The organism is Microvirga puerhi (genome assembly GCF_020089865.1).
Taxonomy (GTDB): domain Bacteria; phylum Pseudomonadota; class Alphaproteobacteria; order Rhizobiales; family Beijerinckiaceae; genus Microvirga; species Microvirga puerhi.
This window is the reverse complement of sequence record NZ_JAIRBM010000013.1, coordinates 69,524-95,042: the sequence shown is the minus strand read 5'-3', so window position 1 is coordinate 95,042 and position 25,519 is coordinate 69,524. Positions and strand designations below refer to the sequence as shown.

Genomic DNA, 25,519 nt, shown 5'->3' with positions numbered 1-25,519 from the left:
TTGAAAATTGGCGCGACCATAATCGCCGCCGCGGCGCGCCACAAGCGGCGAAGCCGTCAGGGCTGGCTCAGAACCGGAACCGTCTTGGAGCTGTTCAGATCGAAGGTCTTGTTCTTGAGCGGATCCTTGTCCGTGCCTTCGCTGGCATCGAACGCCTTGCTGCGTTTCCCGTCAGGAGCGCCGGTTGCGGGTGGCGTGATCGAGCCGCGCATATCCGCATCCGGATCGACACGGTCGACATCGGGCTCCGCAGCACGGGCCTTCTCGAGCTGGCGCCAGCGCGTCACGTTGCGCTGATGCTGGTCATAGCTATCGGCGAAGGCGTGGCCACCCGAACCGTCGGCCACGAAGTAGAGTTCCTTGGTCCGCGAGGGATTGGCGACCGCCTCGAGGGCCGCCTTGCCGGGGTTGGCGATGGGACCCGGAGGCAGACCCTCGATGACGTAAGTATTGTAGGGCGTCGCGGTCTCGATCTCGTTCTTCATGATGCCACGGCCAAGAGTGCCCTTGCCGCCGACGAGGCCGTACACGATGGTCGGATCCGACTGCAGCTTCATCCGCTTCATGAGGCGGTTGATGAAAACGCCGGCGACACGCGGACGTTCGTCGGCGCGGCCCGTCTCCTTCTCGACGATGGACGCGAGGATGACGAGTTCCTGAGGCGTCTTGACAGGCAGGTCGGAGGAGCGGCGCTGCCAGATCTGGGTGAGAGCCTGTCGATGCGCCGTCTGCATCGAATTGATGATCTGCTGGCGTGTGGTGCCGCGCTCGAACTTGTAGGTGTCCGGAAGCAGCGTCCCCTCGCGCGGCGTTTCGAGAATGTCACCGCTCAGGATGTCGTTCTCATATAGGCGGCCAACGATCTGCTGGCTCGTCAGGCCCTCGGGAAGCGTCACCGAATGGAGGATCGCCTTGCCTTGGACGAGGGTATCGATGGCGTCCTCGATGCTGGTTCCTGCCTTGAACTGAAACTCGCCTGCCTTGAGCTGTCCGCGCTGCCGGTTGACCAGGGCATAGATCTCGAACAGGAGCGGCTGGGTGATCACGCCTTCCTGCTTCAGGATGTCTGCAATCTCGTTGGTGCCGGTATTCTTCGGAATCAGGACGATCTTGTCGCTCTGGAGCGGACCCTTGGCCGTAACCTCACGCTCGATGGCGCCGAAGCCGACGATGGCAGCAAGCGCAACGGCAATGAACAGCGTCAGCAGACCGCTGAACACGGACAGCATGCCGCCACGCCGGCGGCGGATCCGTGGCGGAGGCGGAGGCGCCGCCATCGGCTTGATGGCTTCGCTCGGAGAGCGGGGCGCGACGCGGGGCTGCTGGGCGTCCTGGGGTGCCGCGTCAGCCGGGGGAAGATTGTGCTTTTTTCTGCCGAACATCACGTCGCTTTTCTGGTGCCTGCCGGCATTTCCGGCCCACAGAACACCCTAGTGGGGATTATGGCGAAAAGCCGTAACGCCGTCGCGCGGCTTAGGCTGCGCGACGGAAGACCAGAGAAGCGTTGGTGCCGCCAAAGCCGAAGGAATTCGAAAGAGCCACGTTGATCTCCTTCTTCTTCGCCTTATGGGGCACGAGGTCGATGGCCGTCTCGACGGAGGGATTGTCGAGGTTGAGGGTCGGCGGCACGATTCCATCCCGCATAGCCAGAATGGAGAAGATCGCTTCGACAGCGCCGGCCGCTCCGAGGAGATGGCCGATGGCCGACTTGGTCGAGGACATGGCGAGTTTGCCGGCCGCATTACCGACAATCCGTTCCACCGCCTTCAGTTCCAGTTCGTCGCCGAGCGGGGTCGAGGTGCCATGGGCGTTGATGTAATCGATCTCGGAGGCCGAGATGCCCGCGCGCTTGATCGCGGCCGCCATGCAGCGATAGGCGCCGTCTCCGTCCTCGGAGGGAGAGGTGATGTGGTAGGCATCGCCCGAGAGGCCGTAGCCGATCACCTCACCGTAGATCTTGGCGCCGCGCGCCTTGGCATGCTCGTATTCCTCGAGCACCACCACACCTGCCCCCTCGCCCATGACGAAGCCGTCACGGTCCTTGTCGTAGGGACGCGACGCCCGCGTCGGATCGTTGTTGAAATTCGTCGACAGCGCCCGGCAGGCGGCGAAGCCAGCGATCGACAGGCGGTTGATCGGTGATTCCGTGCCACCAGCCACCATGACTTCCGCATCGCCCAAGGCGATCAGGCGCGCCGCGTCGCCGATGGCATGGGAGCCGGTGGAGCAGGCCGTGACGACCGCGTTGTTCGGCCCCTTCAGCCCATGGGCGATGGAGACGTAGCCGCCCGCCAGATTGATGAGGCGGCCGGGAATGAAGAATGGAGAGATGCGGCGCGGGCCCCGCTCGATCAGGGTCTGAGAGGCCTCGTAGATGCCGCCGATGCCGCCGATGCCCGATCCGATCAGAACGCCGGAGGCGCATTGATCCTCGTAAGACGTCGGCTTCCAGCCGGCATCGTCGAGAGCCTGGGTCGCAGCCGCCATGGCATAGATGATGAAGGGATCGACCTTGCGCTGCTCCTTCGGCTCCATCCATTGATCCGGATTGAAGGTGCCGTCGGAGCCGTCGCCGGTGGGAAGCTGGCAGGCGATCTGACAGGCGAGATCATCGATCTCGAACCCTTCGATCCGTCCGGCACCGCTCTCGCCCTTCAGGATCCGTGCCCATGTGGTCTCGACCCCGCATCCAAGCGGAGTGACCATGCCAAGTCCCGTGATGACGACGCGCCTCATGCCGTTTCCTGCCCTTCAAACAAAAATTGGGCGTCGGATGAAATCGTCCGACGCCCGAAAGCCTTCTTAGGCCGCATTCTTCTCGAGGAAGCGGATCGCGTCGCCCACCGTCACGATGGTCTCGGCCGCATCGTCCGGGATCTCGACATTGAACTCTTCCTCGAAGGCCATGACGAGCTCGACGGTATCAAGGCTGTCGGCGCCCAGGTCGTCGATGAAGTTGGCATTGTCGGTCACCTTCTCGGCGTCGACGCCCAGGTGCTCGACAACGATCTTCTTCACGCGATCAGCGACGTCACTCATCGTTTTTTCCTCAGTGGCTGCCGCCTCAGGTACTGGGCGGATTGAAATTGAAACTCAGATCAGCTGTTCAGCTGCAACGCCGAAACGACTGCCTTGTGTGGTGGAAAGCCGCATTTTTCAGCGTCGGTCAACCCCTCCGACCCGAACGATTTCATGCTTAACACAAGCTTATCGGGTCTGGCGAGGGGTTGGTCTTTGCTCACAAACAGATTCCGGCGCAAGCCCTAAAAGGCTCTAGAACATCGCCATTCCGCCGTTCACATGCAAGGTTTGGCCTGTGACGTAAGCCGCTTCCGAAGAGGCGAGATACACCACCGAAGAGGCAATTTCATCACCCTGGCCGAGTCGACCCATAGGAATCGTGCCGAGGATCGCTTCCTTCTGCTTCTCGTTCAGGGCGTCCGTCATGGGAGATTCGATGAAGCCGGGAGCCACGCAGTTGACCGTGATGTTGCGGCTTGCGACTTCCGCGGCCAGCGCCTTGGTCATGCCGACGAGGCCGGCCTTCGAGGCGGCGTAGTTGCCCTGACCCGGATTACCGGTGGATCCGACGACCGAGCCGATATTGACGATCCGGCCGTAGCGGCGGCGCATCATGCCTTTGACCGCCGCGCGGGACAGGCGGAAGGAGGCGGTCAGGTTGACGGCGATCACCGTCTCCCATTCCTCGTCCTTCATGCGCAGGAAGAGATTGTCGCGGGTGACGCCCGCGTTATTGACCAGGATATCGAGCCCATCCATGGCCGTTTCGGCAGCGGGAACAAGGGCTTCGACGGAATCCTTGTCGGAGAGGTTCGCTTCGACCACGTGAACACGGCTGCCCAGGGCCGCAGCCAGTTCGTCCAAGGCCGAGCGCCGGGTGCCGGACAACGCGACGGTCGCGCCCTGGGCATGAAGGGCGCGGGCAATGGCCCCGCCGATACCGCCTGTGGCGCCGGTGATGAGAGCCTTGCGGCCGGTGAGATCGAACATGGGGCTCTCCTTATCCTTGCAGGGTTGCTTTGAAGGCGGCGACGTCCTCGGGCGTGCCGATGGCGGTGCCCGTTGCGCCGGAAGCGATACGCTTCACGAGACCGGTCAGGACCTTGCCGGAACCGACCTCCACGAAGGCCTCGACGCCTTGTGCCGCCATGAAGGCGACGGACTCGCGCCAGCGGACCGTGCCCGTCACCTGACGGACGAGCCCATCGCGAATGGCCGCGGGGTCGGTCACAGGCGCCGCCGTCACGTTGGCGACGAGGGGAATCGCGGGAGCCTGCACCGCTACCTGAGCCAGGGCCTCGCGCATGGCATCGGCCGCCGGAGCCATGAGGGCGCTATGGAAGGGAGCGGAGACATTGAGCATCACGGCCCGCTTGGCGCCCTTGCCCTGGGCGATGGCAACCGCGCGCTCGACCGCCGCCTTATGTCCCGAGACCACCACCTGGGCTCCGCCGTTGTCGTTGGCGGCATCGCAGACCTCGCCCTGAGCTGCCTCGCGGGCGACCTCTAGGGCAGCGTCATATTCCAGGCCGAGAAGCGCCGCCATGGCGCCCTGCCCCACCGGGACGGCGCTCTGCATGGCATTGCCGCGAATCCGCAGGAGGCGCGCCGTATCGGCAATGGAGAGGCTCCCGGCCGCTGCGAGAGCTGAATATTCGCCGAGGGAATGCCCGGCCACGAAGGCCGCACGGGACTTCAGATCGAGGCCGGCCTCGGCTTCGAGAACCCGGATCGCCGCCAAACTCACCGCCATGAGAGCCGGCTGCGTATTGGCGGTGAGGGTCAGCTCATCCGCAGGACCTTCCCATATCAGGGTGGAGAGCTTCTGGGACAGCGCGTCGTCCACCTCGTCGAAGACGGCCTTTGCCTGCGGAAAAGCGTCGGCCAGGGCCTTGCCCATCCCGACCGCCTGGCTTCCCTGTCCGGGAAAGATGAACGCGCGCTTCATGAGAAACCGCCCTTATTCAAGAAAATCCGGGCGGGACTCGCACTGTGACGCGGCCAAGTCAAGGTGTGGAGCGGACGCCCTCACACTTGCGCTGTTCAAAGCTCCAGTGTCCGCCATCATCCAGACAGACGGCGATCTGGCCGGATTCGGTGAATGTGGCCCAGGCCCACAACAGGGCTCCTAGCATCAGAAATGTGAGTAAGACGAGACCAATCGGCTGTGCCATCACCTGCGAGCCCTCCGAGGATACCGTAACGTAACATTTACGTTCCGTCCCGGCGTGCGGCCCCGCACAGGCTGAGCGGTGGACAGATATCTTGTTTTTCACCCCTATCCGGTGTAACGGGTGCTCCTTCCGATATTCCCAAACCTTGAGAAGGAGCCTCTTCATGGCTCGTGTGACCGTCGAAGACTGCATCGACAAGGTCGACAACCGGTTTGAGCTCGTGCTGCTGGCCAGCCATCGCGCCCGCCTGATTTCCTCGGGTTCGCCGCTCACGATCGACCGCGACCGTGACAAAAACCCCGTCGTGGCTCTCCGCGAGATCGCCGACGAGACCATCGCTCCGGACGATCTGAAGGAACAGCTTATCCACTCGATGCAGAAATACGTCGAGGTGGACGAGCCGGAGGCCGAGGCCGTTCCGCTGCTCGGCAACACCGCCGCTGCCGCAACCGCCCGCAGCGACAACGATACGGACGTCCAGTTCGACCGGATGAGCGAAGAAGATCTGCTCCGCGGCCTGGAAGGCCTCGTTCCCCCGAGCAACAACAGCGCGGACGACGACGAGCGCGAGTAAGTTGCGCTCCGACCCTAAAATTTACAAAAGCCCGGCCCCGAGCCGGGCTTTTTCATGTCCAGTACATTTGGCGACAGCGAGCCTTGCGGTTGCCGGCCCTTCCACAATATCCTTTTAACTTCAGCCAGCTACACCGGATGCGTAAAGGAGATGGCCACCGGATGATGCGCCAATACGAACTTGTCGAGCGGGTCAAGCGCTACAACCCCTCGACCGATGAGGCGCTTCTCAACCGCGCTTACGTGTATGCCATGATGGCCCATGGCAACCAGAAGCGGGCTTCCGGCGACCTGTTCTTCGGCCATCCGCTCGAGGTCGCTGCGATCCTGACGGACCTCAAGCTCGACGACGCCACCATCGCCGCCGCCGTACTCCACGATACGGTGGAAGACACCCAGGCGACGTTGGAAGAGATCAACAAGGCCTTCGGGCCGCAGATCGGCGCGCTGGTCGACGGCCTGACCAAGATCAAGCGCCTCGACCTGGTGTCGAAGCAGGCAGCCCAGGGCGAGAATTTCCGCAAGCTTCTCCTGGCCATCGCCGACGACGTGCGGGTGCTGCTGGTCAAGCTGGCGGACCGGCTGCACAACATGCGCACGCTCCAGTTCATGCCGCCGGAGAAGCGCAAGCGCATCGCCGAGGAGACCCTCGACATCTATGCGCCGCTCGCCGGACGCATGGGTATCCAGGAGATGCGCGAGGAGCTGGAGGAGCTGGCCTTTCAGAATCTCGACGCGGAGGCCTACGAGGCGATCAGCCGTCACTTACGGGAAGTCACCGCCAAGAGCGAGAAGCTGGTCGAGGAGATCGAGCGGGATCTGACCGCCAAGCTCAAGGCCCAGGGCATCCAGGCGATGGTCACGGGCCGCCAGAAGCGGCCCTATTCGATCTGGCGCAAGATGGAGCGTAAATCGGTCTCCTTCGAGCAGCTCTCCGACATCTTCGGTTTCCGGGTCATCGTCGGCACTGTCGACGAATGCTATCGCGCGCTCGGGGTGGTTCACACGAGCTGGCCGATGGTGCCCGGCCGCTACAAGGATTACATCTCGACGCCGAAGCAGAACGACTACAAGTCGATCCACACCACGGTGATCGGACCGGGCAGCCAGCGCGTCGAGTTGCAGATCCGGACCATTGCCATGGACGAGGTGGCGGAATACGGCATCGCCGCCCATGCCCTCTACAAGGAAGGCGTCAACGACAATTCCCGCCTTGCCACGGAGAGCCGCGCCTATCAGTGGCTGCGCCGCACGATCGACCTGCTGGCCGAGGGCGACACGCCCGAGGAATTCCTGGAGCACACCAAGCTCGAGCTCTTCCACGATCAGGTGTTCTGCTTCACGCCGAAGGGCCGCCTGATCGCCCTGCCCCGCGGCGCCACGCCGATCGATTTCGCCTATGCGGTCCACACGGATGTCGGCAATACCGCCGTCGGCTGCAAGATCAATGGCCGGATGGCGCCGCTTCTCACGGAGCTTCAGAACGGCGACGAGGTCGAGATCGTCCGCGCTGCGGGCCAGACTCCCCCGGCTGCGTGGGAATCCCTGGTGGTGACCGGCAAGGCCCGGGCCTCGATCCGCCGCGCCACGCGGGCGGCCGTGCGCCAGCAATATACCGGTCTCGGTCGCCAGATCCTCGAGCGTGCCTTCGAGCGCGCCCATCGGACGTTTTCCGACGAGAAGCTCAAGGGCGCCCTGCCCCGTCTGGCCCGCATCTCCATCGAGGATGTGCTGGCGGCGGTCGGGCGCGGCGAGATGTTCTCCGGGGACGTGGTCCGCGCCGTCTATCCCGACTACAAGGAGGAGCGCCGTGGTGTCGGAGGCGATGGCGCCGTCCAGAGCGAGAAAAAGAGCAGCACACCGGCGAAGGAATTCGGCGAGCAGGGCGCCAATGCGATTCCGATCCGCGGTCTCAATGCCGACATGCCGGTGCGCTTCGCACCGGAGGGTGGAGCGGTGCCCGGCGACCGTATCGTCGGCATTCTGACTCCTGGCGAAGGCGTGACCATCTATCCGATCCAGTCACCGTCGCTCGCTGCCTTCGACAACGAGCCGGACCGCTGGATCGACGTGCGCTGGGATGTGGAACCCGACGACCCACAGCGTTTCCCGGCGCGCATCAAGCTGCAATCGATCAACGAGCCCGGCTCGCTGGCCCAGATTACGCAGGTCATCGCCGACCATGACGGAAACATCGACAACGTGGCCATGAAGCGCCGGACGCAGGACTTCACGGATGTCACCATCGATCTCGCCGTATGGGACCTGAAGCATCTCAACGCCATCATCGCGGAACTGCGCACCAAACCGGTGGTGAGCCGCGTCGACAGAGTGAACGGATAAGAAAGCAGCCATGACATCTCAGCCTCGCATCGCCATCATCCTCAGCGAGAACACCAGCGCCGGCGGCACCCGCTACGACACGACGAAGGGCTATTTCAATGCCGTCGCCCGCGCGGGCGGCCTGCCCTTCGGCATTCCCTATGTAGCCGATCTCGTGAAACCCGTGGCGGACGAGTTCGACGGCTTCATCAGCGTCGGAGGACGGATCAATTTTCCGCAGAGCTGGTACGTGGATGGCGACGCGTCGAAGTTTCCCCTTTCGGACCGTCTTGCCGTCGATCAGGCGCTGATGGAGGCCTTCCTCGAACGGGACAAGCCGGTGCTCGGGATCTGCAACGGCATGCAGATGCTCGCCTGCCTCCATGGCTGCCGCATGGTTTCCGAGATCCGCGCCACGCGACCGGACATCCTGCAGCATGACGGCGACGACGACATGGTGCACGAAGCTGCCCTCGTTCCCGGCACAGCACTTGCACGCATCATCGGAGCCGATCGCATCGACGTAAACACTTTCCACCGGGAAGCCGTCGTCGAAGTCTCGGACCGGGCCATCGTCGGCGCCCATGCGCCGGACGGCGTCGTGGAAGCCATCGAAATTCCCGCCTACCGCTTCGCCATCGGCCTGCAATGGCACCCCGAAGCCATGTCGACCGATCACCGCGGCCATCGGGTCTTCGAGGCGTTTGTCGATGCGGCGCGTGGGTCTCAGCGCTGATCAGAAATAGTCTCAGAAAAGCGCCACCGCAGGCTTGGCAAGCATCAGCCAAATAATGCTCAACACTGCCAGGAATGCGGGAATTCCGCACAGGAACCAGATCCGAAACAACCTACGGTACGCCATAGGCAACGGCTCCCCGCTTTTCTCCGCGACGCGAGCGAGATCACGCAGCCGCAGTTGAATCCAGACCACCGGCAGCCAGAACAGGCCCGTGAAGACGTAGAGGCCGAGGGACAGCACGATCCATCCCTCGGTCAGCGGCCAGCCGATCGCGGAAGCAAGAGCAGCCCCCGTCAGCGGCTGCATCACCACCGCCGTCGCTGTAAAAACCAGATCGGCCACGACGACTGTTCCCGCCACATGGGCAATCAAGGCAGGATCGCGGGTGCGGTGCGCCATCATCATGAAGAAGGCGATACAGGCGCCGGTGCCAAGAAGCACTGTCGCGCCGATCACGTGAAGCCAGCGAAGGAGATCGACAAGTTCCATCAGCGTTCATCCGCGATGGCCAAAGCCACGAGGGCCAGCACGGCGGCTGGAATGGACTTCACAAGGGGTCCCAATGGGTCAAGCCAGAGATCCGGCGTCACAATGGTAGCAAGAGCCAAATACATCAGGGACGTCGCAATCATGCCGAGTGCCGCGACACGATGAAACCGGCGGATGAGCAGCAGCACCCCAAGCAAAATGTCGAGTACGCTTCCTCCGACGATGGACGCTTCCGCGACAACGAAGGACATCCCATGTTGCGTCAGGATCGCGACGGCCGCGTCCAATTTCGCCAGTCCAACGACCCCCGACATGATCCAGAACAATGCCAGGATTGCCGACACGAGAGATTTCAACAGCCACAGTCGCGCGAACCAGCGCTCCTGAATCGTGGCGGGGCGGCTTCGCAACGTCGTCTTGAGATCTTGAGGCGTTCGGCCGCAAGCGGCGATCCATGGCTTCGGATCGCCGACCACCCCATGGTCGAGTTGCAGGAGAGCTGTCGTGCGCAGCGGCGAGCGCCATCCGAGATGGGCCAACCCATCGCCGACACAAGCTGCGAGCGAGCCGATCCAAGGGGGAATGGACAGGATTCGAGCGGGCGGGAGGCCAAGCCATTCCCGATATGCCGATACGACTTGTCGGAGGGTATGGGCGCGCTCTTCCACCAGGTCGTAAATGCGATTGGCCGGCAGCCGCCCTCCCAGCGCATCGCGGACTGTATCGGCGACATCGTCGATGCTTACTGTCTGGATGGCTTGGCTGCCGCCAATGATCGGAACGAAGACTGGGAATGACGCAAGTCCACGAAGCAGCGCGGTTCCTCCGTATGCCGCCGGTGCGAGCACGAGACCCGGCCTGAGAATAATCCAGGAGAGATCCGACCGTAACAATGCAGCATCGGCCTCGGCTTTGGTTCGGAAGAAGGCCGTATTCGAACCGGGTGACACGCCGACGGCCGACACTTGGACGACGCGCGTGACTCCGGCCATCCGGCAAGCTTCGAAGAGAGCCTTCATGGCGTCGGCCTGAAGCGCCTGAAGGTTGTCGCGCGGGCTGTCCTGAAGGGCTCCCGAGCAGTTCAGGACCGCATCGAAGCCGGAGAGGATGGGAAGCCAATCGGACGCCCGCACCAGCTGTGCGATGTCATGCTCGAGCCAGCTTGCCTCCGGGCACGATCTTCGAGCCGCCGCAACGGACCGTCCCAGACCGGTCACCCGATGCCCGGCAGCCAAAAGCCGCTGGACCACCGGAAATCCAATCAGACCATAGCCGCCCAATACGAGAATCCGCATCCCCCGCCCCTCTTCCGGCCGCCGCACGGGAGGACATTTTCCCATCCAATGTCAACCGCGCCATTGCTTTGCCAGCCGATCCAGCTCATCGCGCAGTTGCGATTGCATTTCCCAAAGGAAAGGTGCTAAAGCTCACCCATTCGACAGGGGTGCTCCGTATTGCCGGGGCTGAGATGACGGCGCGATGCCGACGGACCCTCAAGCTGATCTGGATAATACCAGCGGAGCGAGGCGAGCATGTTTTCCGGCGCACAGATTTCCCTTTACCCCATGACGGACGATTTCGTCCGCGTGATCCTCGGCGCGATCGGCGCCCTGGAACCCTATCGTCCACACTTCCGGATCGAGACGGACGATATCTCCACCCTCATCGTCGGCCCGCCGGAGCAGCTCTTTCCGGCCATGCGCGATCTCTTCGTCTCGGCGGCAGGCGGCGGCATCCATTGCGTCCTCGCCGCGACGGCGTCGCGGGGGTGCCCTGGCGAGCCTGACGATCCGATCTGCACACCCATTGCAGGAAGCCGACATGACCGCCCACTCGCCGAGCGGATCGCGGCGGCCTTGGAGAAAGTGCAGAGCGCGCCGAAGACCGGGCAGAACGTGGCGGCGCAATTCTCGCTCTATCCGCTCGGCAGCGGCCATCACATGGACGAGATCTACGGCTGCATCGATTTTCTCAAGCAGTCCGGCGTCTTCGACCGATCGAAGAATTTCTGCACCAAGCTGCGCGGCGATGCGGGACAGGTCTTCGCGACGTTGAGCGAAGCCTTCCTGCGCTTCGGCGCGCCAGAGGGCCATGTGGCACTCGATGTCAAGGTTTCGGCGAACAGCCCGACCAAGGCCTGAGCGCGCATTCTTCCTTCTTTTAAAAATTAGAATCCGGAGCCACGCACATGTCTCAATCCCGAGGCTGGACTCTCAAGGAAACCCTCATCGTCACCGTTCTCGGCGCAGTTTTCGCCGTGCTTTACATGGGCTGGGTGCAGGTCTGGCTGATTGCCCAGGCCGTATTTGGATCGGTGACCATGGACGTGGTCATGGGCTTCTGGTTCGTCGTGTCGATCGTCGCAGCAGCCATCGTCCGCAAGCCGGGCGTCGCCATCGCATCCGAAGTCCTGGCCGCGGGCGTCGAAATTCTCCTCGGCAGCCCGGGCGGGCTGATTCTCATTCTCTCCGGCGCGATCCAGGGCGCGGGTGCGGAAGTGGTCTTCGCGGCGACGCGGTGGCGGAACTATTCGCTTCCGGTTCTTATGGCCGCTGGCGTCGGCGCGGCGATCTTCTCCTTCGCCTATACCTGGGTCCGGTTCAACTACGGCGCCCTGGAGCCCACCGTGCTCATCGCCATGTTCGCGCTTCGCTGCCTGAGCGGCGCCGTGCTCGGAGGATGGCTCGGCCATGTGATCGTCGAGGCTCTGTACAAGACCGGCGCTCTCGCGGGCCTCGCCATCGATCATGACAAGCGATCCGCGCTCGCCTGATGTGACGCCGGTCGCGGAATGGCAGGACGCTCGCGTCCGGTATCCCTATGAGCAGCGGGATGCGGTCGGACCGGTCACCCTTCACATTCGGCCGGGCGAGCGCCTTCTGCTCCTCGGCCCATCAGGATCCGGCAAGTCGACGCTGCTCCTGACGCTGACCGGGCTGATCCCACGCAGCATCCCGGCGGAGGTCGGCGGTAACGTCAGGCTCTACGGAACCGACGCCGCGAAGCGTGAGCCCTGGGCTTGGGCGAAGGATGTCGCGCAGTATTTCCAGGATGCGGATCAGACCCTGTGCGGAATGCGCGTCGAGGACGAGATCGCCTTCGCCCTCGAAAATCGCGCTCTTCCTCCGCATCTCATTGCGGACAGCGTCGCCGCTGTCATGGCACGTGTCGGGCTGCCGGATGAATGGCGCGCACGTCGGTCGACGACCTTGTCGGGCGGCGAGCGCCAACTCGTCGCCCTGGCCGCGACGCTCGTGCAGGACGCGCCGCTCTTCGTCGCCGACGAGCCGACCGCGCACCTTTCGCCGGAAGCGGCGGAGCGTCTCCATCGCCTGCTCATGGAAAAGAGGCCCGATCACAGCATCCTGATCGTCGACCACCGGCTCGACGGCCTCGTCGGCTCCGTCGATCGTGTGGCGGTTCTCGGACCGGACGGAACCGTGATTGCCGAAGGCGAGCCTCGATCCGTGTTCCGGGAGAAGCGGGATCTTCTCGCCGCGCACGGGATCTGGCGTCCGGTCAGCAGCGAACTCGACAGGGCGCTTGGCGATGCAGGGGTCGTACCTCCGCGCGCACCGCTTTCGGTGACGGAAGCGCTCGCGCATCTCGATCCCGCAACGGCGCCTCCGGATGCCATCGCCAAGGCCAAGCCCGCGATCGAGGCCTTCGTTGCGAAGCGCCAGGCCGAACCGGCGCCTCCAGAGGGCGGCAGTCGACCGCTGGCCGAACTGAAACAGGCGGATTGCGCGCCGTTTCTCGGACCTGTCGTTCTGCATGGCATCGACGTTGCGATCCGTGAGGGCGAAGTCTTGGGAATTCTCGGCGCCAACGGCGCGGGCAAATCGACCCTCGGCGCCTGCCTCGCAGGCCTGCTCCCACTCAAAGGCGGCTCGAGGAGCGGCCCCACCGGAGGATTGGCCTTCCAGCGCCCGGAAAACCAGTTCCTCACCGGTAGCGTCAGAGAGGAAATCCTGACCGCGCTTCCGAAGCCCATGCCGGCGCCGGAGAAGCTGCGCCGGGCGTCGGACGCCATTGCAACGTGGCAACTTGCGGGGCTTGAGAGCCAGCATCCCTTCACGCTGTCGCAAGGCCAGAAGCGACGCCTTGCTCTTGCGACGCTGACGGCCGGCGAGACATGGCCCCTTCTCGTGCTCGATGAGCCGACAGCGGGCCTGGATGCGCATGGCGTGTCGCGACTGACGGAGGAAATCGCGGCGCTTCGACGAAAGGATCGCGCCATTGCGCTCATCACCCACGAGATGGATTTCGCCTTACGCCTCTGCACGCGCTGCATCATCGTCGGCGAGGGACGCATCCTCGCCGAAGGGGCTCCCGATGCCGTGCTGTTCGACCGCGAACTCATGAAGCGCGCAAGATTGGCCGAACCGTCCTGTGCACCGGCGCGACGCTGGCTGGAGCGGGTCGCATCATGCTGAGGTCCATCAACCCGATCACCAAGCTCGCGGTTTGTTTTCTGTGGCTTGGCGCCGCCATGCTCGTTTTCGATCCGCGGTTTCAAGCGGCCTGCATCCTGGTGCCCGCTCTTGCGCTCGTGCTCCTCAACCGGACATCGCCCCTGCTTCTGCTCGCCCTGATGATTCCGTTCTGTCTGTTCGGCTTCGGATTCCTGACCACGTCCGTCCTGTTCCGGAAGGAGAGCGAGTTTGCCTTGCAGATGGCGGGTGAATCTCTCATCGCCACGCCGGCCTTCTCGGCCGGCATCGTCCTGTTTCTGCGCGCCGTCGCCTGCGGAATGATCTCGGTGTTCTTCGCGCTGACCACCGATCCCAACAGGGCGGTGCGCTCGCTCATGGTGTCGCTGAACCTTCCGGCGCGTGTCGGTTACTCCCTCTTTGCCGCGATGCAACTCGCGCCGGATCTGGCAGCGGAGGCGCAGCAGATGCGCATCGCCCGCGCCATGCGGGCCGGCCGCCCGCCGCGGCGGATCCCCGGCCCTGCCGAACTCTTCAGCCTGGTCATTCCGCTCTTGGCCTTTGCCATCCGGCGCGCGGGACGCACGGCCATCGCCATGGAGGCGCGCGGCCTCTCGCCGACAACGCCCCGAACGATCATGAACGCACCTGGCTTCGGGCAAAACGATCTTGTCTTTGCCGGGGCCGCCTTCATCCTCCTTTGCCTTTGCGGCCTGCTCCCGCTCAGGTTCTGATCGCGCGGCATGGAACCTTCGCCGCAAAGCCGCTTTAGTGTCTATCGCGCAGCAAAAGCACGAACATTGGAGATCTCCCCGGTGCAGCCGGGAGACGACCCTCCGGGAGCCTGAGGAGCCTCTCTCCGCTCGGACCCGCGATCGTTCCTGTACCGAGGAAAACCACGATGCCGCCCCGGCGGACGTAACAGATCGGAACGCCCTCGATCTGGAACGTAAGGCGAGGGAGAGCGCCATGACAAGCGCGACCATGAACGGCACAGGCGTCATCCGCGCCCGCAAGCCCTGGTACCGCGTGCTCTACATCCAAGTTCTCATCGCCATCGTGCTGGGCGCCCTCGTTGGCTGGCTGTTCCCGGACCTCGCCAGGAGCGACTGGGTCAAGGCGCTGGGCGACGGCTTCATCAAGCTGATCCGCATGGTGATCGCACCAATCATCTTCTGCACGGTCGTATCCGGCATTGCGCATATCCATGACGCCAAGAAGGTCGGGCGGGTCGGCGTGAAGACGCTGGTCTATTTCGAGGTCGTCTCGAGCTTTGCGCTCATCATCGGACTTCTGATCGGCAACATCGTGAAGCCGGGGGCCGGCTTTGCCGGAACACCCGATCCCACTGCGGTTGCGACCTACGTCAAGCAGGCGAGCGAGCAGAAGCCTGTCGATTTCATCCTGCACATCATCCCCGACAGCGCCGTCGGCGCCTTCGCACAAGGCGATATTCTCCAGGTGCTGCTGTTTGCCATTTTGTTCGGCTTCTCTCTGCTCGTGCTCGGCGATCGCGCTCCGACGCTGCGCCGGGTCATCGACGAGGCAACCCACGGCATGTTCGGCGTAATCGCCATCGTCATGCGCGCAGCCCCCGTCGGCGCCTTCGGAGCTATGGCCTATACGATCGGCCGCTTCGGGCCACAGGCGCTCGGCAACCTGCTCGGTCTCATCGCGACCTTCTACGCGACGGCGGCGCTTTTCGTCGTCATCGTTCTCGGTGTCATCGCACGGGCCGTCGGCTTCAGCATTTTCCGCTTCCTTGCCTACATCAAGGACGAGCTTCTGATCGTTCTCGGCACCAGCTCGTCCGAGAGCGCGCTGCCGCAGCTGATGGAGAAACTGGAACGCCTCGGCTGCTCCAAATCCGTCGTCGGTCTCGTGGTTCCCACGGGCTATTCCTTCAACCTCGACGGGACCAACATCTACATGACCCTGGCGACGCTCTTCGTCGCCCAGGCGCTCGGATACGATCTCACCTGGGGCCAGCAGGCCACGATCCTCCTGGTCGCCCTGCTCACGTCCAAGGGGGCGAGCGGCGTCACGGGCGCCGGCTTCATCACGCTCGCGGCCACGCTGGCGGTCGTCAATCCGGCGCTTGTTCCCGGCATGGCGATCCTCCTCGGAATCGACAAGTTCATGAGCGAGGTCCGCGCCCTGACGAACATCATCGGCAACGGTGTCGCGACCGTCGTGGTCTCCGCCTGGGAGGGTGAGCTCGACCGTGCCAAGCTCAATGCCGCCTTGAGCCGGCAGGTCGATCCTTCCGACATCCAGACCGCCGTCACGACCGACTGACGCGGCCCCCTCTGAGTGCGGATCTGCGCGGTTCCCCCTTGCCTCTCGTTACGACGCCTGCCAAAGAGCGCCTGTTCAGGAGATACAGGCATGACCCCAGACGACGTCCTCGAAGAATTCCGTTCCGCCGGCGCGCTTCTGGAAGGTCACTTCATCCTGTCCTCGGGCCTGCACAGCCCTGTCTTCCTGCAGAAGATGTTCGTCTTCCAGGATCCGGCGCGCACGGAACGAGTCTGCCGCGCCCTCGCCAACCGAATCAGGGACGCCTATGGGCCGGTCGATTACGTCGTGTCGCCGGCCATCGGCGGCATCGTTCCGGGTTACGAGACGGCTCGGCACCTGGGCTGCAAGGCGATCTTCGTCGAGCGTGAGAACGGCACCTTCGCCCTGCGCCGCGGCTTCGCGATTCCGGAGGGCGCGCGGATCGTCATGGTCGAAGACATCGTGACCACCGGACTGTCCTCGCGGGAATGCCTGGCCGCCTTGCGCGAACATCCCGGCCAGCTTCTCGGGGCTGCGTGCCTCATCGACCGTTCAGGCGGGAAGGCCGATCTCGGCGTTCCGCTCGTTTCCCTGATCCAGCTCGACATCCCGGCCTACCCGGCCGATCAGCTGCCGCCTTCACTCGCCGCGTTGCCGGCTACGAAACCCGGCAGCAGAAATATCACAACGTAGCAGGCCCTTGATTCCAAAGGGGGAATTAAGGCATTTTTGCAGCATTACCTTGACACGAAGAAGCCATAACGCTTTAATATTATAGATTAAGATTTTTACTCATCTGATGGGTTTTTAAAACAGCCTGTTTCCAGGCAAGTCGCAAATGGTCGCGTGATTGTATTTGAAGCGCGGAAAATTTGATGTCGCTTTGCTAAGCAAGTTGTTTTGACGGCCCAGCCGGATCAAGCAAGAGATTACGAATGGCAGGCCAGCAACGGATCGCCCTCTTCATCGATGGCGCCAATCTTTACGCTACGACAAAAACACTTGGCTTTGACATCGATTACAAGCGCCTGCTGAAAGAATTTCAGAGCAGGGGAACCCTTCTTCGCGCGTTTTATTATACAGCGCTTGTCGAAGACCAAGAGTATTCTTCCATCCGCCCGCTGATCGACTGGCTTGACTATAACGGTTACCGGGTCGTGACGAAGCCGACGAAGGAATTCGTCGATTCGGCCGGGCGCCGGAAGGTCAAGGGCAACATGGACATCGAGCTCGCCATCGACGCGCTCGAACTCGCCCCTTACATCGACCAGATGGTTCTGTTCTCCGGCGACGGCGACTTCCGCTCGCTCGTGGAAGCCATGCAGCGCCGCGGTGTACGGGTTTCCGTCGCCTCGACGGTGACGACCCAGCCGCCGATGGTCGCGGACGAGTTGCGCCGCCAGGCCGACGAATTCCTGGATTTGGCCCAGCTCGCTTCCAAGATCGGCCGCGACCCGACGGAACGTGCTCCGCGCGTCATGGGCGAAGGAGGAGAGCGTCCGGAGCGCCCTGCCCGCCATTCGCCGCCACAAAACGGCGGACTCGAGCGGCGCTACGGCATTCGCCAGAATCAGGAAGACGATTTCGAGGTCTGACCGGCGCACATCTCCTCAGCGTGTCGCCATCTCAAGCAATCGATACGGCGGACTTCTTTGAAAGGTCCGCCGTTCCAAATCCTTATCGCCCAGCGTAATTGGGCATGCGACGCTCGATCCAGGCCGTGAGCCCTTCCGGCAGATCGTGCGTCGGAATCAGGCTGGCGAATTGCTCGCTTTCCACCTGAAGCCCCTCACCAATCCCCATATTCAGGCCCCGCGTCACGGCAGTGACGACGCTGCGGGTCGCCTGGGGCGAATGGCGCATGATCCGCTCGGCCAGGTTCCGGGCGGTGGAAAGAAGCGCCTCATGCGGCACGACCCCGTTGATCAATCCGAGTTCCAGCGCCCGTTCGGGTGAGAACGGATCCCCCGTCAGCAGCAATTCGAGGGCACGCTTGCGCCCTGCAAGCCGAGGAAGGCGCTGAGTCCCACCGAAGGTCGGTGGCATGCCGAGCGCAATCTCCGGCTTGGCAAACGAGGCCCGTTCGCTGGCGATGGCGAGATGCACCGCCTCCGTGATCTCGCACCCGCCGCCATAGGCGAGCCCGTTGACGGCGGCGATGACCGGCTTGGGGAACGTCTCCAGACGCGCCGTCAATGCCTGTCCGTGACGCACGAAGTCGCGCAGGGCCGTGGCCGTTCCCCTTCCGACGCTCCGGGCGAATTCAGGAATGTCGCCGCCGGCTGAGAAGGCCCGTCCCGCTCCCGTGAGGACCACGACACGCAAATCCTCCATCGCCTCCATATCGCCCAAGAGCTCCAACAACCGATCAATGGTCTCGTAGTTCAGGGCGTTGAGCTTGTGGGGCCGGTTCAAGGTGAGCCAGGCGACCCGGTCCTCGATCTTCAGAAGCACGGTCTCGGACATCTTCGTTTTCTCCCGACATGTGGATGTTGGAAGAGGCTATGGCGAAAACGCGATCTATGTATACTCACTGGTCGGTATACGTGAGGCCGCGATGACAGAGAACCCAACCCGCGAGCGCATCATCTCGGCGGCCATCAAGCTGTTCTATGGCGAGGGGATCAGGAGCGTGAGCATGGACGCGGTTGCCGAGAAGGCGGGCGTCACCAAGCGCACGCTGTACTACCATTTCGAGAGCAAGGACGAGCTGATCGCGGCCTATCTGACAGCACGCGACCAACCCAATCTCGCTCTGTTCCAACGCTGGTTTGCGGAGACCGACGGTGGGCTGGCGCGAAAAGTTCAGAGCATCTTCCAGAACCTCGCCCGCTCGGCGAGGCACCCGAAATGGAAGGGCTGCGGATTCTTACGGACGTCGGCGGAACTCGCCAACATGCCCGGCCATCCCGCGATGAAGATCGGCGCCGCGCACAAGAAGAAGTTTGAGGCGTGGCTGCGCGACACGTTCGAGGTCGAGGGCATCGCGAACAGCCTGTCGCTCGCAAGGCAGATCATCCTCTTGCTGGACGGGTCCTTCGCAGTGGTCCTGCTGCATCGGGACCCATCCTACATGGAGACGGCGGGCGAGGCCGCCGTGACCCTTATCGAGAGCGCCTTGACGGCGCGCTGAGCGCGCGGCCTACGTTCAGCCTTTCTCGCGCATGAGGCGCGCCTTCTCGCGATTCCAGGTCCGCTCCTTCTCCGTCTCGCGCTTGTCGTGCAGCTTCTTGCCGCGCCCGAGACCGAGCTCGACCTTCGCCCTGCCCCGGTCGTTGAAATAGACCTTGAGCGGGATGACCGTGAAGCCTTCCCGCTGCGTGGCGCCGATCAGTTTGTTGATCTGCCGCTTGTGCAGGAGCAGCCGCCGCGGACGGCGCGTTTCATGGTTGAACCGGTTGGCCTGCAGGTACTCGGGAATATAAGCGTTAAAGAGAAAGAACTCTTCGCCCGACGGACCGGCATAGGCCTCGCCGATGGTCGCTTTTCCCTGGCGCAACGATTTCACCTCCGTGCCGGTCAAAGCGATGCCGGCCTCGTAAGTGTCGATGATCTCGTAGTTGAACCGCGCCTTGCGATTGTCGGCGACGATGCGATGCGCGGTCTTCGGGTCGCTTTTCATTGTCTCACGCGTTGATCAGGCCCGCATGCACCATGGCCTCACGCACACGCTTCTTGGTGCCGTCGGAGACTGGGAGCATGGGCAGGCGCACGTCGTCACCCATGAGGCCGAGCACGGAGGCGGCGTACTTCACAGGCGACGGGTTGGTTTCGATGAACATGGATTCGTGCAGAGGCATCAGCCGGTCCTGGACCTTGAGGGCCGCCGCATAATCGCCCTTCAGGCAGGCCGTCTGAAGCTCGGCGCAGAGCCGCGGGGCCACATTGGCCGTGACGGAGATGCAGCCGTGCCCACCATGGGCCATGAAGCCCAGGGCAGTCGCATCCTCGCCGGAAAGCTGGATGAAGTCCGGCCCCATTGCCTGGCGCTGCTGGCTGACGCGGGCGATGTTCGCGGTCGCATCCTTCACGCCGACGATGTTCTTCAGCTCGAAGAGCCGGGCCATCGTGTCCACGGACATGTCGATCACCGATCGGGCGGGGATGTTATAGATGATGATCGGGATGCCGATCGCATCGTTGATGGCCTTGAAGTGCTGATAAAGCCCTTCCTGGGTCGGCTTGTTGTAATAGGGCGTCACGATCAGCACGGCATCCGCACCGACCTTTTCGGCATGCTTGGAGAAGCCAATGGCTTCCTCGGTGCTGTTGGATCCGGCCCCGGCGATGACCGGAACCCGGCCCTTCACCTCCTCGACGCAGACCTGGATGACCCGGTCGTGTTCCTTGTGGCTGAGCGTGGGGCTCTCGCCCGTGGTTCCCACCGGGACGAGGCCGTGCGTGCCGTTCTCGATCTGCCAGTTGATGAAGCCACGGAACGCCGCCTCATCCACGGCCCCGTCTTTGAAGGGGGTCACGAGAGCCGTGATGGAGCCTTTGAATTGCTTCATGTTCTTCCTCGCTCAGAGCAGCGTTCGGTGGGGAATTCAGGGTTAAGGCCCTACATAGGGCCTGCGGCGCATCCGCGCAAACGCCCGTTCCGAGAGTTGTCCTAGACTGCCACTTGGTGTTTCCTCAAGCCTAACGTCGCCAAATCAGGGCATGGGGCGACAACAAGGGGATCGTTATGAGCCTCAAGTTCCATCTCCTGCGGCGTCTTCTGGCGTCGGCTGTTCTCATCCCGCTGTCCTATGCCGCCATAGCTTCAATTCTGCCCAAGGAACCGCAGCTCCCCTCTCCTCAGCCTTCTGCATCACCCCTTCTCGAGCCTGAAACCACCGGCTCGGTGGACGGCTATGGTTACGTTCCGCCGATTCCTCCCCTCCGCGACCCGGATTATCTCCCCCTCATCTTCAAGGCATACCGTAGCGGCGACTGGACCGAGGCGGTCATTCTCCAGACGAAGCTGACCGAGCCCGCCTCCGCCGCGCTTGCGGAATGGTTCGCGATCCGCAGCGGCGTTTCCATGGACTTCGACCGGATCGTGGGGTTCCGGAAGACCTATCCCGAATGGCCGCAGACCGCGCAGTTCCGCCGGCGGGCAGAAGAAGCTCTCGTTGCGGAACGTCGACCGACCGCCCAGGTGCGCTCCTTTTTCGCAGAGCAGAAGCCCATCACCGCCGGCGGCAGGATCACCCTCGCCTTCGCCTTGAAGGCGGATGGGCTCGATAGCGAGGCCAATGCACTGATCCGCGACGTCTGGCGGGAAGATTCCTTCGGGCCGGAATGGGAGAGCCGGATTCTCGACCGATTCTCAGGCACCCTGGAGCAGGCAGATCATCGCTTCCGCATGGAGCGGCTGCTGTTCAAGGAAAGCTGGGGCGCGGCCCTTCGGGCAGCAAACCAAGCGGGCAAGGATTATGAGAGCCTCGTCAAGGCAAGGATGGGGATCTATCAGGGCAAGAAGAAAGCCGAGAAAGCCTTCGCGGCGGTTCCTGCCGCGCTTCGGAAGGATGCCTCCTATCTCTTCTCCCGCGCCCTGTACCTGCGCCGCGCCAACAAATTGCCGGAAGCAGCCGCTGCCATGGCCGCGGCGCCGCGAGATCCGGCCCTTCTGGTCGATGGAGACGAGTGGTGGTCCGAGCGCCGGCTCATGGCGAGGGCGTTCCTGGACAAGGGAGATGCCAAGACCGCCTACCAGCTGACAAGCCAGGCCACTCCGAAATCGCCCGCCCAGCAGATCGAGGCGTCGTTCCATGCCGGGTGGATCGCCTTACGGTTCCTGAAGGATCCGGCGCTCGCGGCTCCCCATTTCGCGGCGGCCGAGAAGGCGGCGACGACACCGATCTCTCAGGCGCGGGTCGCCTATTGGCGCGCCCGCACGGCCGAGGCGGCAGGATCCGAGCAGGATGCGCAACTCTATTACGAACGGGCCGCGGAACGCTCGACCACCTATTACGGTCAGCTTGCACGGTCCCGGCTCGGACAGCCGATTGCTCTGCGGATGGTCGAGCCGCTTTCGGCAGACGAGCGGCAAGCCTTTCAGAACCTCCTTCCCGTTCAGGCCCTGGAAGCGGTGCAGAAGCTCGACGAGCCTGAACTCACTCTCGGGCTCTATACCGACCTTGCCCAGTCCTTTGCCGATTCCGGGAAGCTCGATGCGCTGGCATCCCTCGCAGCTGAAAGGAAGAATCCGCGCGCCGTCCTGCTCGTTGGAAAATTGGCCTCGCAGCGCGGCTTCCCGCTCGACATGCATGCCTATCCGCTGGCAGCCGTTCCCGATTTCGAGCCGGTCGGTGAGGATGTGGAGCCGGCGATGGTCTACGCAATTGCCCGCCAGGAAAGCGCCTTCAATCCGCGCGCCGTTTCAAGCGCCGGAGCCCGAGGTCTGATGCAGCTGATGCCGGCAACCGCCAAGGAGACGGCGCGGCGCTTCGGCCTCGGCTTCGATCTCAACAAACTGCTGGCCGATCCCTCCTATAACGCGAAGCTCGGCTCCGCCCACTTGGGCGAACTCATGGACAATTGGCGAGGGTCCCACATCCTCGCTTTCGCCTCCTACAATGCCGGCGGCGGAAACGTGCAGAAATGGATCAAGGCCTATGGCGATCCGCGCGACCGCGATGTCGATGCCATTGACTGGGTGGAACGGATTCCCTTCACCGAGACCCGGAACTACGTTCAGCGCGTGCTCGAAAACCTCAACGTCTATCGCCTGCGCATGAAGCCTCCGGAACCCGTCGACCCCGCCCGACCTCCCAGCGACCGGACGGCGGAAGCGACACGGCCGGTGGATTGAAGCAGGATGGCGGCCTTTCACGCGTGGATTCGGAGCCTTGGATGAACGACCATTATCGGGACCTCTTCGTGTCGGCGTCGGACGGTCTGCGCCTTTATACGCGGGACTACGGCCCTGACCTCGGCGAGGCGCTGCCCGTCGTGTGCCTGCCCGGGCTCGCCCGCACATCGGAAGACTTTCACGACCTTGCCCTCCACCTCAGCCAGAACCCATCCCGGCCCCGGCGTGTCCTTGCCCTCGATTATCGCGGACGCGGTCGGTCGGAATGGGACAAGGACTGGCACAATTACGACGTCAGGATCGAAGCCAATGACGTTCTCCAGGTTCTGACCGCCGCAGGAATCCGCAAGGCGGCTTTCGTCGGAACGTCGCGCGGCGGCTTGATCACCATGGCTCTCGGCGCCCTCCATCCGACCGTGCTGGCCGCTGCCGTCCTCAACGACGTCGGTCCACAGATCGAAGGCAAGGGCCTGATACGGATCCGCGGCTATGTGGGCAAGCTGCCGGTGCCGCGCACCCTCGCCGAAGGTGCGGATCTTCTGAAGCGGATGGCAGATTCCCATTTTCCGCGTCTAACCGCAGAGCAATGGCTCAAGCAGGCAAGCGGGACCTGGCGCGAGGACAATGGACGCCTCGTGCTCCGCTACGATCCCCAGCTCATGAAATCGCTCGAGGCGCTCGATCTCGAGATGCCTCTGCCGGATCTGTGGCCTCTGTTCGACGGGCTGAAATCGATCCCCATCCTGGCGATTCGCGGTGCAAATTCCGATCTGCTGAGCGCCAAGACCCTGCAGGCCATGCAGGAAAGACACCCGCGCCTGAAAGCCATCACGGTACCCGATCAGGGCCACGCCCCGGCTCTGGAAGGAGACCTCATTGACGCCATCGAAGGATTCGTGACGGACGCGGAGGCAGCCCTCTCCGTTCCTGCCTAGCACCGCTTGGCAAGATCGGCGTCGATCATCTCCCGAAAGCGAATGTGGAAGGCCTCCATGAGCCTCTCGGAGCGGGCTCAAGGACCCGACACCCAGGCAGCACCTCATTTCGAGAAGACTGCGCAAGGAACGCAAACTCCCGATTCCAAGATGTCGGCACTGTTTGCGTGCCGAGACAGCATGCAATGGTTCGGACCAAAGAAAAACCCCGGTGTTGCCACCGGGGTTCTTCTCACCAATCGGATTGAACCGATTAGAAGTCGCGCTGAACGCGGAAGCGGCCTTCCCAGCCATTGGAGTTGCGGAAGCCAAGGCCCGTCGTCGGGTTGACGCCACGCAGATCCGTGTTGGCGTAGATCACTTCCACACCGAGGTCGAGGCCCGACACCGGCTGCCAGAAGATGTTGGCGCCGAGGCGGTACTCGCGGAAGTCAGCCGGGGTGTTGAACGTCTGACGGCTGTCAGAGCTCAGGTACGAACCGAAGAAGTTCGAACGGATGGTCGGGGTCCAGTAGTGACGCAGACCACCGGCGATCGACCAAGCGCGGGTCTTCTTCAGGTCACCCGTGAACGGATCGATAGCAGCGTCGACCAGGGTCGGGGTGCCATTCTCGAAAGCCGCGAACGGAGTGATGACCGTGCCGGCGTTGCCGCCGTCGAGGTAAGCCGGAGCGCCGTCAGCGAAGGTCGCGGCCAACCACAGAGCATCGCCGGGGGCGAGCTGCGGCAGGTTCACGCCGACGTAAGCAGCCACTGCGAAGCCGTACTCGGTATCCGGATAGTCGGAGACCGGGCCGAACGGCGTGCCAACCGTGATCAGGTTGTTGCTGCGAACCTGGTGGATCGCGCCGGAGAGCTGAGCGGTACCCCAGGTGCCGGTGTACTTGATGTTACCGACGAGGTCCGGAGCGCGCTGGCCACCGTACTGAGCAACAGCCCAGGTGTCGCCGAAGCGGAGGCCTTCACGACGCTCGAGGCCATCTTCCACCGAGATCGTGGCCGAGAAGCCGTTGCCGAACGTGAAGGTGTAGGCCAACAGGTCGACGTCGGGAGCGTCGTCGAAGCGCAGCGTACCCATGTGACCGGTGGGCAGGTCGCCGTTCGAGAAGAACGAAACGACGCGACCGGCGGTCAGGCCACCGAACTGCACGAAGGCTTCAGCAACGTTCGGAGACGTGCTGATGTTGCCCGTGTTGGCGAGGCCGAACGGCGTACCGGACGAGCGGGTGATCTCGAAGCGGACGAACGTACGGAGCAGGCCGTAAGCGGTCGCCGTACGAGCATCGAGCTGGATACGACCACGAGCGCGGAAGCCGATGGCATCCTGAGCGCGGGTCAGCGGCTCGCCGTACAGGTAGTCAGCGCGAACGCGGCCACCAACGCGAAGGCAGGTTTCCGTGCCGGGGATGTAGAAGAAGCCTGCGCCGTAGGTGGAGCAGACGCGAACGTACTCAACAGGAGCGGCCTTCTTCGCGGGAAGATCGGCAGCTTGAGCGCCGGCAACGGCAGCGAGACCCGCGACCGATCCGAGCATAAGGCTCTTAACGAGCTTCATTGGTTGACCTCCAAAGTTTTCGAGACCCTGGGGGGCCGGTTTTGTGCCTCGACAGCTTCTACGAAGCCTAAAACACGTCCCTTTTCCCCTAGAGACCTGGCAACCCCACCCTTGTGTTGGGGCCGACAAATCACGACTGGGGTGCCCCCGTCGCTGTGGTCACATTACCGAGACCGGTCGGCCAAGCAACCGAATGAAG

24 protein-coding genes and 1 riboswitch are annotated in these 25,519 nt (G+C 63.3%); of the genes, 13 read left to right on the top strand and 11 right to left on the bottom strand.

Annotation, left to right across the window (positions count from 1 at the left end):
- Positions 1 to 56 precede the first annotated feature (56 nt).
- From mltG to fabD, 5 genes are all read right to left on the bottom strand, one after another.
- Positions 57 to 1,382, bottom strand: coding sequence for an endolytic transglycosylase MltG (gene mltG / locus K9B37_RS16825; RefSeq protein WP_224314698.1), 1,326 nt, complete (start codon positions 1,380 to 1,382; stop codon positions 57 to 59).
- 91 nt (positions 1,383 to 1,473) lie between these two features.
- On the bottom strand, positions 1,474 to 2,736 hold the full coding sequence (gene fabF, locus K9B37_RS16820) for a beta-ketoacyl-ACP synthase II (RefSeq protein WP_224314697.1): 1,263 nt from the start codon (positions 2,734 to 2,736) through the stop codon (positions 1,474 to 1,476).
- Between the two features lie 66 nt (positions 2,737 to 2,802).
- On the bottom strand, positions 2,803 to 3,039 hold the full coding sequence (locus K9B37_RS16815) for an acyl carrier protein (RefSeq protein ID WP_109597860.1): 237 nt from the start codon (positions 3,037 to 3,039) through the stop codon (positions 2,803 to 2,805).
- A gap of 234 nt (positions 3,040 to 3,273) precedes the next feature.
- Positions 3,274 to 4,011, bottom strand: a complete 738-nt coding sequence (gene fabG, locus K9B37_RS16810) for a 3-oxoacyl-[acyl-carrier-protein] reductase (RefSeq protein ID WP_224314696.1) — start codon at positions 4,009 to 4,011, stop codon at positions 3,274 to 3,276.
- 10 nt (positions 4,012 to 4,021) lie between these two features.
- Positions 4,022 to 4,969, bottom strand: coding sequence for an ACP S-malonyltransferase (gene fabD, locus K9B37_RS16805; RefSeq protein WP_224314695.1), 948 nt, complete (start codon positions 4,967 to 4,969; stop codon positions 4,022 to 4,024).
- A 389-nt stretch (positions 4,970 to 5,358) separates the two neighbouring features.
- Here fabD and rpoZ point away from each other — a divergent pair, with 389 nt between their 5' ends.
- From rpoZ to K9B37_RS16790, 3 genes are all read left to right on the top strand, one after another.
- The gene (rpoZ, locus tag K9B37_RS16800; protein ID WP_224314694.1) at positions 5,359 to 5,769 is read left to right on the top strand and encodes a DNA-directed RNA polymerase subunit omega; all 411 of its coding nucleotides are present in this window, start codon (positions 5,359 to 5,361) and stop codon (positions 5,767 to 5,769) included.
- A gap of 161 nt (positions 5,770 to 5,930) precedes the next feature.
- On the top strand, positions 5,931 to 8,111 hold the full coding sequence (locus K9B37_RS16795) for a RelA/SpoT family protein (RefSeq protein ID WP_224314693.1): 2,181 nt from the start codon (positions 5,931 to 5,933) through the stop codon (positions 8,109 to 8,111).
- Positions 8,112 to 8,121: 10 nt separating this feature from the next.
- Complete coding sequence (locus K9B37_RS16790) at positions 8,122 to 8,826, top strand: gamma-glutamyl-gamma-aminobutyrate hydrolase family protein (RefSeq protein ID WP_224314692.1); 705 nt, start codon at positions 8,122 to 8,124, stop codon at positions 8,824 to 8,826.
- Positions 8,827 to 8,838: 12 nt separating this feature from the next.
- On the opposite strand, the gene K9B37_RS16785 is transcribed toward K9B37_RS16790, so the two are convergent.
- Both K9B37_RS16785 and K9B37_RS16780 read right to left on the bottom strand, forming a co-directional pair.
- On the bottom strand, positions 8,839 to 9,318 hold the full coding sequence (locus K9B37_RS16785) for a DUF2269 family protein (protein WP_224314691.1): 480 nt from the start codon (positions 9,316 to 9,318) through the stop codon (positions 8,839 to 8,841).
- Entirely contained in the window at positions 9,318 to 10,613 is a 1,296-nt protein-coding gene (locus K9B37_RS16780; RefSeq protein WP_224314690.1) for an SDR family oxidoreductase, read from the bottom strand. Before K9B37_RS16780 ends, K9B37_RS16785 begins: the two co-directional genes overlap by 1 nt.
- Positions 10,614 to 10,748: 135 nt before the next feature.
- Positions 10,749 to 10,860, top strand: a riboswitch (TPP riboswitch).
- On the opposite strand from K9B37_RS16780, the gene K9B37_RS16775 reads away from it, so the two are divergent.
- The 7 genes from K9B37_RS16775 to K9B37_RS16745 all read left to right on the top strand — a co-directional run bounded on the left by K9B37_RS16775 (position 10,851) and on the right by K9B37_RS16745 (position 17,626).
- A complete protein-coding gene (locus K9B37_RS16775; protein ID WP_224314689.1) occupies positions 10,851 to 11,459 on the top strand; it encodes a YkoF family thiamine/hydroxymethylpyrimidine-binding protein in 609 nt (202 codons plus the stop codon). It overlaps the preceding riboswitch by 10 nt.
- A gap of 47 nt (positions 11,460 to 11,506) precedes the next feature.
- A complete protein-coding gene (locus tag K9B37_RS16770; protein WP_224314688.1) occupies positions 11,507 to 12,091 on the top strand; it encodes an ECF transporter S component in 585 nt (194 codons plus the stop codon).
- Positions 12,066 to 13,754: an ABC transporter ATP-binding protein gene (locus K9B37_RS16765; RefSeq protein WP_224314687.1), complete on the top strand. Its 1,689-nt coding sequence runs from the start codon at positions 12,066 to 12,068 to the stop codon at positions 13,752 to 13,754. Before K9B37_RS16770 ends, K9B37_RS16765 begins: the two co-directional genes overlap by 26 nt.
- Positions 13,748 to 14,485: an energy-coupling factor transporter transmembrane component T family protein gene (locus tag K9B37_RS16760; RefSeq protein WP_224314686.1), complete on the top strand. Its 738-nt coding sequence runs from the start codon at positions 13,748 to 13,750 to the stop codon at positions 14,483 to 14,485. The genes K9B37_RS16765 and K9B37_RS16760 overlap by 7 nt, the downstream gene beginning before the upstream one ends.
- Before the next feature lie 235 nt (positions 14,486 to 14,720).
- Positions 14,721 to 16,049 carry a dicarboxylate/amino acid:cation symporter gene (locus K9B37_RS16755; RefSeq protein ID WP_224314685.1) on the top strand — a complete coding sequence of 443 codons (1,329 nt, stop codon included), beginning with the start codon at positions 14,721 to 14,723 and terminating at the stop codon, positions 16,047 to 16,049.
- Positions 16,050 to 16,139: 90 nt separating this feature from the next.
- Positions 16,140 to 16,724 (top strand): orotate phosphoribosyltransferase, encoded by a 585-nt coding sequence (gene pyrE, locus K9B37_RS16750; RefSeq protein WP_224314684.1) that lies wholly within the window; start codon positions 16,140 to 16,142, stop codon positions 16,722 to 16,724.
- A 242-nt stretch (positions 16,725 to 16,966) separates the two neighbouring features.
- Positions 16,967 to 17,626 (top strand): LabA-like NYN domain-containing protein, encoded by a 660-nt coding sequence (locus K9B37_RS16745; RefSeq protein WP_224314683.1) that lies wholly within the window; start codon positions 16,967 to 16,969, stop codon positions 17,624 to 17,626.
- Positions 17,627 to 17,708: 82 nt separating this feature from the next.
- Here the strand turns inward: K9B37_RS16745 and K9B37_RS16740 are convergent, their stop codons facing one another.
- On the bottom strand, positions 17,709 to 18,497 hold the full coding sequence (locus tag K9B37_RS16740; protein WP_224314682.1) for a crotonase/enoyl-CoA hydratase family protein: 789 nt from the start codon (positions 18,495 to 18,497) through the stop codon (positions 17,709 to 17,711).
- Between the two features lie 91 nt (positions 18,498 to 18,588).
- On the opposite strand from K9B37_RS16740, the gene K9B37_RS16735 reads away from it, so the two are divergent.
- Positions 18,589 to 19,164 (top strand): TetR/AcrR family transcriptional regulator, encoded by a 576-nt coding sequence (locus K9B37_RS16735; RefSeq protein ID WP_224314681.1) that lies wholly within the window; start codon positions 18,589 to 18,591, stop codon positions 19,162 to 19,164.
- Positions 19,165 to 19,179: 15 nt separating this feature from the next.
- On the opposite strand, the gene smpB is transcribed toward K9B37_RS16735, so the two are convergent.
- Positions 19,180 to 19,653: an SsrA-binding protein SmpB gene (smpB, locus tag K9B37_RS16730; RefSeq protein WP_224314680.1), complete on the bottom strand. Its 474-nt coding sequence runs from the start codon at positions 19,651 to 19,653 to the stop codon at positions 19,180 to 19,182.
- A 4-nt stretch (positions 19,654 to 19,657) separates the two neighbouring features.
- Positions 19,658 to 20,542: a 4-hydroxy-tetrahydrodipicolinate synthase gene (gene dapA, locus K9B37_RS16725; protein WP_224314679.1), complete on the bottom strand. Its 885-nt coding sequence runs from the start codon at positions 20,540 to 20,542 to the stop codon at positions 19,658 to 19,660.
- Positions 20,543 to 20,718: 176 nt separating this feature from the next.
- On the opposite strand from dapA, the gene K9B37_RS16720 reads away from it, so the two are divergent.
- Both K9B37_RS16720 and K9B37_RS16715 read left to right on the top strand, forming a co-directional pair.
- Positions 20,719 to 22,830 carry a lytic transglycosylase domain-containing protein gene (locus K9B37_RS16720; RefSeq protein WP_224314678.1) on the top strand — a complete coding sequence of 704 codons (2,112 nt, stop codon included), beginning with the start codon at positions 20,719 to 20,721 and terminating at the stop codon, positions 22,828 to 22,830.
- 41 nt (positions 22,831 to 22,871) lie between these two features.
- Positions 22,872 to 23,765 (top strand): alpha/beta fold hydrolase, encoded by an 894-nt coding sequence (locus tag K9B37_RS16715; RefSeq protein WP_224314677.1) that lies wholly within the window; start codon positions 22,872 to 22,874, stop codon positions 23,763 to 23,765.
- A 253-nt stretch (positions 23,766 to 24,018) separates the two neighbouring features.
- Here the strand turns inward: K9B37_RS16715 and K9B37_RS16710 are convergent, their stop codons facing one another.
- Entirely contained in the window at positions 24,019 to 25,320 is a 1,302-nt protein-coding gene (locus tag K9B37_RS16710) for a porin (protein WP_224314676.1), read from the bottom strand.
- Between the last annotated feature and the right edge of the window lie 199 nt (positions 25,321 to 25,519).